General features: G+C 43.7%; 9 protein-coding genes. 4 read left to right on the forward strand and 5 right to left on the reverse strand.

The features are described from left to right. The first annotated feature begins 180 nt into the window (after positions 1–180). Positions 181–822: a peroxide stress protein YaaA gene (yaaA, locus tag ACWB1W_RS01305; RefSeq protein ID WP_479369590.1), complete on the forward strand. Its 642-nt coding sequence runs from the start codon at positions 181–183 to the stop codon at positions 820–822. Position 823: 1 nt separating this feature from the next. Continuing rightward, positions 824–1,894, forward strand: a complete 1,071-nt coding sequence (gene rtcA / locus ACWB1W_RS01310; protein WP_479369591.1) for an RNA 3'-terminal phosphate cyclase — start codon at positions 824–826, stop codon at positions 1,892–1,894. Here rtcA and thyX read toward each other — a convergent pair. The 4 genes from thyX to ACWB1W_RS01330 all read right to left on the reverse strand — a co-directional run bounded on the left by thyX (position 1,887) and on the right by ACWB1W_RS01330 (position 6,096). Continuing rightward, positions 1,887–2,822 carry an FAD-dependent thymidylate synthase gene (gene thyX / locus ACWB1W_RS01315; protein ID WP_479369592.1) on the reverse strand — a complete coding sequence of 312 codons (936 nt, stop codon included), beginning with the start codon at positions 2,820–2,822 and terminating at the stop codon, positions 1,887–1,889. The genes rtcA and thyX overlap by 8 nt on opposite strands. A 17-nt stretch (positions 2,823–2,839) precedes the next feature. Continuing rightward, positions 2,840–3,781: a tRNA modification radical SAM protein MnmL/YtqA gene (gene mnmL / locus ACWB1W_RS01320; protein ID WP_479369593.1), complete on the reverse strand. Its 942-nt coding sequence runs from the start codon at positions 3,779–3,781 to the stop codon at positions 2,840–2,842. A 22-nt stretch (positions 3,782–3,803) separates the two neighbouring features. Continuing rightward, positions 3,804–4,997, reverse strand: a complete 1,194-nt coding sequence (dnaA, locus tag ACWB1W_RS01325) for a chromosomal replication initiator protein DnaA (protein ID WP_479369594.1) — start codon at positions 4,995–4,997, stop codon at positions 3,804–3,806. A gap of 88 nt (positions 4,998–5,085) precedes the next feature. After that, complete coding sequence (locus ACWB1W_RS01330; protein WP_479369595.1) at positions 5,086–6,096, reverse strand: aldo/keto reductase; 1,011 nt, start codon at positions 6,094–6,096, stop codon at positions 5,086–5,088. Positions 6,097–6,129: 33 nt separating this feature from the next. On the opposite strand from ACWB1W_RS01330, the gene purH reads away from it, so the two are divergent. Next, positions 6,130–7,650, forward strand: a complete 1,521-nt coding sequence (gene purH / locus ACWB1W_RS01335; protein ID WP_479369596.1) for a bifunctional phosphoribosylaminoimidazolecarboxamide formyltransferase/IMP cyclohydrolase — start codon at positions 6,130–6,132, stop codon at positions 7,648–7,650. On the opposite strand, the gene thiE is transcribed toward purH, so the two are convergent. Then, a complete protein-coding gene (gene thiE / locus ACWB1W_RS01340) occupies positions 7,640–8,212 on the reverse strand; it encodes a thiamine phosphate synthase (RefSeq protein ID WP_479369597.1) in 573 nt (190 codons plus the stop codon). The two genes, purH and thiE, sit on opposite strands and share 11 nt — an antisense overlap. Before the next feature lie 51 nt (positions 8,213–8,263). Between thiE and ACWB1W_RS01345 the strand changes: the two genes are divergently transcribed. Next, a partial coding sequence (locus ACWB1W_RS01345; RefSeq protein WP_479369598.1) for an ADP-ribosylglycohydrolase family protein occupies positions 8,264–9,248 on the forward strand: 985 nt, incomplete at its 3' end.

Consider the following 9,248-nt stretch of genomic DNA (forward strand, 5'->3'; position numbering starts at 1 on the left):
AGACTGAAGTTTCTCAAGGTTCAACGGTTTTTTATAGGCCTAACGAGCTTCACGGATTTAAAGCTATTGAAGACTCCATAGTTGAGGCAACCATAACACCTAATCCCGCGGTGAGGAGAATTTAATATAATTTTCCTTATGATTTTTTACCTGCTTCCTTCTGAGGGAAAACAGTCCTCTATGGACCTGGTCAAGAAAGACCTTTTTTCCCTCCGGGACTCAAAGGAGCACAATAGGTTTTCCCAATTAAATCCGTATAGGGAGGAGCTGATAAAGCACTTTAAGGTAAGCACCTCTCCCCTTGCTCCCGCTTGGAGGAGGTATAAGGGAAAGTTCTGGGACAGTTTAGAGTTTTGGTGTTTACCACCTAAGGTTCAGCAAGATATAAAGGATAAGGGGGTTATACTCTCACCACTTTTCGGAATGCTCGGTGTTGAGGACTACATACCTAAATACCGCGTATCTTACGAGGATGTATACAAGGGAAAGAAGCTAAAAACCTTCTGGAAGGAAGTCCTTAAGACTTTAACACAAAACCTCCTAAGCGAGGCTGTCGTCTTTGACTTCTTGACCTCCGAACAGAGGGAGACGGTAAGCTTTCCCGAAAACGTTAGAATAGTGAGGTTTGAATACATAAGGAAGGATAAGAAAGTTATAAACCCTATGCCCCACAGGGCTTATACACTCCGTTATATAGCGGAGTGGAACGTAAACCTTGATAACCTTGATAAAATAAACTTTTACGATTATAAGGTTGAGGAGGTAAGGGAAGAAGAAAACTTCATAAAGGTTCTTATGAGGGGAGAAGGCAAATACATTTAAAATGGAGTTTCTGGAGCTTGACGGCTCTTACGGAGAGGGCGGAGGTCAGATAGTCCGAACCGCCTTATTTTTAAGCACCCTTCTTAAGATTCCCGTAAGGATATACAACATAAGGGCAAAAAGGGATAAGCCGGGCTTAAAGAGACAGCATCTCAACATAGTAGAGCTTTTAAAGAGACTCGCAAAGGCTAAGGTAAAGGGGGACGAACTGGGTTCAACGGAACTTGAATACATACCAAAAAGACTAAAGCCCGGATATTACGAGGTTAACTTTGACACAGCAGGTTCTATAACGCTTTTCTTCCAAACGATACTTCCCTTATCCCTCTTCGTTCCCGGTGAAACAGTTATAAAGGTAATCGGGGGAACGGACGTTCCCAAAAGTCCGACGGTAGACTGGTTGAGGTTTGTATTTCTCCCTTACGTTATGAACATTCCCGAGTTCATAAAGATTGAAGTTATAAAGAGAGGGTTTTATCCGAAGGGTGGCGGAGTTGTTCAACTAAGCGTAAGGACATCCCTAAAAGAGGAAGTAAGCGAGGTTTCAAAGATAAGGGAGCTCTTCGGAGAAAAGATAAACTTGAACAGAACAAAGAGGGGTGAGATAAAGAAGATTCACGTGTTTTCCATTGCTCACGAGGAACTAAGGGAGAGAAAGGTGGCGGAAAGACAAGCTAAAGGGGCGGTTGAAGCCTTAAGGGAGTTAGGTTATCCCGAACCGGAGATTTACAGACAGTATGCACAGGCAAGCTCCATAGGAACGAGCATAACTGTGTGGCTTGAAGATACCGGGGGAAATATTCTGGGAGCTGATAATCTCGGGAAGAAAGGAAAGCTTGCGGAAGTTGTGGGAGCAGAAGCTGTAAAGAAGCTTCACGAGGACTACTCAGCGGGTGCAACCGTTGATAGACATCTTGCGGACCACCTCGTTCCTCTTATGGCTATATTCGGAGGAAGTATTAAAGTTCCCCGTTTTACCGGCCACCTGCTTACCAATATATGGGTGTGCGAACAGTTCTTCGGAAAAATTTTTGAGGTAAACGAAAAAGAAAGAACCGTGAGCGTTAAATGACGTTTTTCTTATCCGTTCCCATGTATCCCACCATCTCCTTTATTGCGTATGCAAACTCCCTTATCTCCTTCTGGGCGCCCTCATGGGTTCTCAGGGTTATGAAGTTGTCAAGACTTATCCTCGGAACGGTCCAGTAAAACCTCGTTTTCATAAACTGGGGTAAAACTCCCCTTGCAAGCTCCTTAGCTCCTCCGGAGCTTATTATTCTCTCATAAAGCTCTACGGAATCCTTTATTAGCTTTTTAATCTCCTTTACGTATTGCTCACTCTCGGGAATAGGTTCATCAACGGAAGCCTGCTTGTTCTTCTCTGCCTGTTTTCTTATATACTCCGGCAGGTAAAACTCAAGAAACTCGGTTCCAACGTATCTTTTTGAAACCTCGTTGTAGGAGCCGAAGCGGTGTCTCATCCACTGCCTCGCAACGAAGAGAGGACACTCAACTACGAAGGTGTAAAAGTCCATATCGGTCCCAAGCTCAAGCTTATCAACAAGTCCCACCCATCCCGAGGAGGTTTCCATTTTTTCCTTAACGTAAGCTTCATCCCTCGTGTAGGAGATGTTTTTTAGTTCTTCATCTTCCACTTCTCCCTTCCTCTCAACTATGAAGTAAACGGTCGGAAAACGCTTTTTAATACTCTCTATAACCTCTTCGGGAAGAAGTTTCCAAGCGTTTATAGCGTTTCTTAAGTTTAAAAAGATATATCCCTTTGAGAAATAGGCTTGAAAGGTTGGGTTATCAACTCTTTGAAGGAGGGCTAACCAATCTTCCTTTTTCCCCTCGTAGGCTATAACGTTATGCTCAAAGGGTGAGGCGTGCCTATGCCTGAAAAGATACCTTATCAGCCTTTTGTCCCTTAGTTCGTCGGAATAAGTATCCTTTGCAAAGGATACCCTCGCACACCTTACCACCCTTTGGTCGGAGCCCATAAGGTGAATGTTCATAATTAATAAAAAGGATACCTCTTTCCCTGGTAGCTGTTTCTCTTTTCAAGCTCACTTCTTACCGCCTGGATTACCCTATTTTTATGTTTGTAAGTGCACCACTCAGGAGCTATAAGTCTTTCTTCATCGGTTTCTCCGGTTATTCTGTGGACAACCATATCGGGAGGTAAAAGTTCTATAACGTCCGCGCAATACCTTGCGTATTCCTCTAAGGATAGAACCCTGAACTCACCGTTCATGTACTGCTTTTCCATAACCGTGCCTCTTATAACGTGGAGGGGGTGTATCTTTATACCGTCAACGGGAAGTGAAGCTATTAACTTAGCGGTTTCTATAAAGTCCTCTTTCGTTTCCCCGGGCAGTCCTATTATCATATGGGCGCACACCTTTAGGTTTCTCCTCTTGGTTCTTAAAACAGCGTCGACGAAGTCGGAAACTCCGTGCTGTCTGTTTATCCGCTTCAGTGTTTCAAAGTTTGCACTCTGGAGTCCATACTCAACCCAAACCTCAAGTCCTTTTTTAGCATACTCCTCAAGGAGGTCAAGAACTTCCTCGGGAACGCAGTCGGGTCGTGTTCCTACGTCTATGCCTACAACGTTTTCAAACTCAAGGGCTGTGTCGTAATACCTTTTTAAGGTTTCAATGTCACCATAGGTGTTTGTGTAAGACTGGAAGTAAACGGTGAAGTATATATCCTCTCCGTATTTCCTTTTAGCCTTCTCTATTCCTTCCTTTATCTGAACCTCCAGCGGAACTATAGGACTTAGCATAGATGGTTTTGAACCGTCATAACAGTAGGTGCAACCTCCTCTTCCCTTGGTCCCGTCTCTGTTGGGGCAGGTAAAGGGAAGCGCTACCGTAATCTTTTGAACTCTCTTTCCGTATCTTTCCTTAAAGTAGTCCTTAAGGGAGTAGTAAAGCCTTTTCCGGGTTTCCAGCTTCATCTTAAATAAAGATATTTAAGCCTCATAGTTTTTCCATTGCCTGCTTCTCAAGGAAGGCGAGAAGGTGTCTGAACTTCCTGTCCTTCTTTTTTCTTTCTTCAACCTTCCTTATGGCGTGGATTACCGTGGTGTGGTCCTTTCTTCTGAATGCCCTCGCTATCTCTATAAGGCTTGCCCAACATACTTTCCTGCATAAATACATAGCAACGTGCTTAGCCTCACTTATCCGCTTACTCCTTTTGTCCGAGAGGAGCTCCTCCGTCTTTAATGCGTAGTAGTTGGCAACGAATTCTATAATCTTCTCAGCCTTACTTTTTTCTTCCTTCTTTTCGGGAACCGCACTTAAGCCTTTTAGTTTTATAAGTTTTATCCTCCCCTCTATCTCCCTTACATTTTTTGTGTTTTCCAATAAGTATTTTACTATCTCGGCTTTCGGCTCTAAGCCGAACTCCTTTAGCTTTTCTTTTATTATTTTCAGCTTCGTTTCCGTATCAAGTTCTATCTCAACGAGTATTCCTCCCTCAAACCTGCTAACAAGCCTGTCGGATACACCGTCCAGCTTCTGGGGATGCCTGTCGGATGCCAGGATTATCTGTTTCTCAAGAATGTAAAGTGTGTTAAATATGTGAAAGAACTCAAGTTGAGTCCTCTCCTTTCCCGAGAGGAACTGAATATCGTCAAGAAGGAGAAGGTCTACACTCTTATACCTGCTTCTGAACTCGTTTATCCTTCCTTCCCTCATATAGCTTACCATCTCGTCCGCAAAATCGTTTGCCGAAGAGTATATTACGCGGTATCCTCTCTTTTTGGCCTCGTTTCCTATTGCCTGAAGGAGATGAGTTTTTCCCGTTCCTACGCTTCCGTAAATAAATACGGGGTTGTATAGATATCCGAGATTTTCAAGGGCTTCCTTTACAACCTCGTAGGCAAACCTGTTTCCCTTCCCAACGATGAAGTTATCAAAGGTGTAGCGGGGATTTAAAAAGTCCTTTATCTCTTCCCTCTTCCTTTCCTTTTTGTCTTCTACCCTTAGTGCTTCCCTGTATTCCTCCTCAAGGAAGTTCTCAACTATTGTATGAAGCCAGCTTTTATACTCCTCGTTCGGAGCTATAAATACGAAGATATTTCCCTCTTTCCTTATCTCAAATTCTTTCAGGAACTCCTTCGCGTAATCGTCTACACTTTCAATTCTCTTTATAAGTTCTCCTAGCTCCATCGGTAGGGAAAAGATTATGAAAGAAAAAGGAAGAAGGGGCGAACCGAGTTTGTTGAGTTCTTCAAAGACTTTTTTACGCGGGTATAAATTATTTAAACAGCTTTAAAAATTTATCCGCTTCCATGGGCGATTTTTCAAGAACCTTTAAGTTCTCAAGAAGGTGCTCCTTTCTGCTCATACCGATGAGGAACGTTCCCACTCCAGGTGTGCTCCTTACGAACTGAATCGCTACATGAACGTCGTTTTCAAGACTGAAGAACTCCTTAAGGGATTGGGGAACTCTCCCTATTACGTTCCCTTGGTATATGGTTGCGCTTATGTAGGTGTATATCCCGAGTTCTTGAGAAGCCTCAAGAGTTGAGAGTTCCTTCCCGTTAACCTTCTGGTTTTTAAGGGTGAACGCTTCGGGCATCCCGAGGTTGTAGGGAAGCTGGATAAACTTAAAGTGGTTTTTATCCCCCGCAACACTTTTCGCAATTTCAACGAGCTCCGAAAGGTTTAAATACTGCCTTGAGGCCGGGGTAAGTCTAAAGCCGTGCCACGTCGCAAGCCCGTAATACCGGAGTTTTCCTTCTTGAACCTTCTCCTCAAGGAGTTCAAAGCACTCCCTTATCTTCTCGTTGAACCTTTCCCTATCAAGGTAAAGGAGTTGTTCCTCCGGGTTGTGTAAAAAGTAAACGTCTACGTATTCTGTTTGCATATTCTCAAGGCTTTTGTTAAAACACCAGTTTATAAACTCTCTTCCAAGGTAATGCCCTTGAGGTGTCATTTCGGAGGGGTTTACTATCCCGGTATTTATAAAGTTTTTCTCAAAATACTCCTTTGGGTCCTCCCCGCTCTCAACGTCGTAGGGTATGTATCCTCCCTTCGTGGAAACTATAACTTTTTCCCTTCCTACATCCTTTAGAACCTTTCCTATAACACGTTCACTTTTCATATACCTGTAATTAATAGCGGTATCTACGACGTTTATACCTTTTTCTACTGCAAGCTTTATAGTTTCGTAATACCTTCTGTCCGTCTCCTCGTCAAGCTCACCCAAGTAAGTTCCTACTCCCATCTCGGAAAGTTTCATTCCCTCAAACTCTTTGTAAAGCATAGCTTTAATGATTTTATTTTTAAAATTGTTTAAATGAAAGCGTTAATATCAGTTTACAGAAAGGAAGGGATTGATAAACTGGCAAAAGAGCTAAAAGAACTGGGATACGAGATTGTATCAACCGGCGGAACGGCGAAATACCTAAGGGAAAAGGGGATTGAGGTTAAGGAAGTTTCCGAAATTACCGAGTTTCCCGAGATTCTTGGGGGAAGGGTGAAAACGCTTCATCCGAAGATTCACGGGGGAATACTTTACAGGGACTGGGTTGAAAAAGATAAAGAGGAGATAGAGAGGCTGGGGATAGAGCCAATAGACATTGTAGTTGTTAACCTGTATCCCTTTGAGGAGAAGTTAAGGGAGGGATTTGAAGACAAGGAACTTATGGAATTTGTAGATATTGGGGGACCTACGCTAATCAGGGCATCCGCCAAGAACTTTTTCAGGGTTGTTGTTCTGGTTGACCCTGAAGATTACGACTGGGTTCTTGAGAAGTTAAAAAAGGGAAATCTTTCTCTTCAGGACAGGGCATACCTTGCCTGGAAGGCTTTCTCTCATACAGCTTATTACGATGGTGTAATATCCCAAGCTTTTAAGAAACTTTACTCAATAGATAGCTTTAACAAAGAGGAGGCCTTACCCCTTAAACTCAAGAAAAAGCTCAGATACGGGGAGAACCCCCACCAGAGAGGTTATCTTTACGAAAATCCCCTTGAGGATATAGGAATAACCAAGTCTGACGTCCTTCAAGGGAAGGAGATGTCCTTTAACAACTATTTGGACTCCGATTTCGCGGTGAGGCTGGTTCTTGAGTTTCCAAATCAAACGGTGTGTGCGATTATAAAACATAACAACCCCTGCGGTGTGGCTGTTGCAAAAAACGTGAAGGAGGCCTTCTTAAGGGCTAAGGAGGCTGACCCTGTTTCCGCTTTTGGTGGAATAGTTGTCTTCAACGATAAGGTAGATGTTGAAACCGCTAAAGAGCTCACATCCATGTTCCTGGAGGTTGTAATAGCTCCTGACTACGAGGAGGAAGCCCTCAGGGAGCTTTCAAGAAAGAAAAACCTCAGAGTTTTAAGGTTCTACGGACTACAGAACAGCTTTGATGTGAAAAAGGTGAGCGGCGGTTATCTCCTCCAGGATGAGGACACGGTTCTTTACGAGAAACTTGAGGTTGTGACGAATAGAGAGCCAACAGCTGAAGAGATGGACGACCTTATATTCGCCTACAAGGTTGTGAAACATACAAAGTCAAACGCCGTAGTAATAGCTAAGGGAGGAAGGACACTCGGTATAGGTTCGGGAAACGTTTCAAGGGTTGATAGCCTAAAGTGTGCTATAAGTAAGGCAAAGGAGTTCGGATTTGACCTGAAGGGAGCGGTGGTTGCATCGGAAGCCTTTTTCCCCTTCAGGGACAGTATAGACATTATGGCAAAAGAAGGAATAACGGCGGTAATACAACCCAGCGGCTCAATAAGGGATAAGGAAGTTATTCAGGCCTGCAACGAGCACGGCATAGCTATGGTCTTTACGGGACTGAGACACTTTAAACATTAGCCTTCTCTACGAACATAGTTATTCCGGCAACTCCGTAGGCTCCGTTTTTGTAGCACATTTTTATCCTTTCCCAAGTCACTCCTCCCAGGGCATAAACGGGGATGTTTACCTTCTCCGAAACCTCTTTCAAAGCTTTTAAACCTATCGGTTCAACCTCCGGGTGAGAAGATGTCTTGAATATAGGACTCAAGGTTATAAAGTCTGCACCTTCTCTTTCCGCGTACTCGGCACTCTCAAGGGAGTGGGCGGAAAAGCCGACTATAAAGTCCGGTTTTATTCTTTTCACAACGGATGGGGGAAAGCTCTTTTCAGGTAGGTGAACACCGTCCGCTCCGACCGCCATCGCTATATCAAAACGCTCGTTTATGAGAAGCAGGGCGTCATACCTTCTTGTAAGCTCTCTTACCTCCTTAGCTAGTTCGTAAAGCTCCTTATCCTTTAGTTCCTTTTCTCTGAGCTGAACCATCTTTACACCACTTTTTAAAATAGACTCAAGTGTTTTCAGGAATTCTTTTCCGTATTTCTTCCTATCGGTTATGGCGTAGAGTCTAGGGAGTTCCATAAGCTTAAAATTATATTTCCTTACGGGTTTTCTGAAACTAAATTAAAACTCATGGACGATTACTTAAGGAGTAAGTTCGTAGGTGCGGTTCTCGGTGCTGCTGTCGGGGATGCTTTAGGAAAGGCGGTTGAGGATTTAACGGAAGAAGAGGTAATAGAGTTTTACGGAGACAGGATAAGAGACTTTGTTTCCCCTCATCCCTCAAGTCCGGCTTACGGACAACTTCCGGAGGAAACCTCCGATGAGACAACCATTTTCAGGATTTTACTTGAGAGCCTTGTTGAAAGTAAAGGACTTGACATAAAAGACTTCTTAAACAGATTGATTGACTGGTATAACAGGGAGGAAACCCACAGGTACCCTGACCCTATGCTTCTCACCTCAATAGACCTCCTATCAAGAGGAATAAATCCCTCCACCCACGGACTTGTCTCTTCTTCAGTTGAAGGTATCTTAAGAAGCGTTGCAATGGGACTATTTCATTACTACAATCCGGAACTTGCAGCGGAAGGAGGAAAGGTTGTATCCCTTTTAACCCACAGGGGAAATATGATATCGGAAACGTCCGCCATACTTTCGGCGTTAATCGCTCACCTCGTGAGGGGAGACTTTCTCCTTGAAGACTTCAGAGAAAAGATAAGGCTAATAGAGAAGTTGAAGGAATACGTTAAGGACGAAAAGGTTAAGAGGGTTCTTGACAAGGTTTCTGAGCTTCTCATGGAAAGTGCAGACCTAAATACGGCTATAATGACCCTGGGGAACGGAACCTTTGCCCTTGAATCCCTTCCGCTCGCCTTATATATATTCCTATCAAACCTTGACAACCCAGAAGAAGCACTATACCAGGCTGTTAACTCCTGCGGGGAGTTCGGAGGGGATACAGACGCGATAGGTTTTCTCGTTGGTAGCATGGTTGGGGCTTATTGGGGAGAGGAGGCGATTCCCTACCACCTGAGAGAGAACGTTGAGAACTCAAAAAAGCTAAGGGAATTGGCTGAAAAACTCTACGAGCTTACGGAAAAACAACAGTTAAGCT

The sequence above is a fragment of the Aquifex sp. genome, assembly GCF_056494385.1.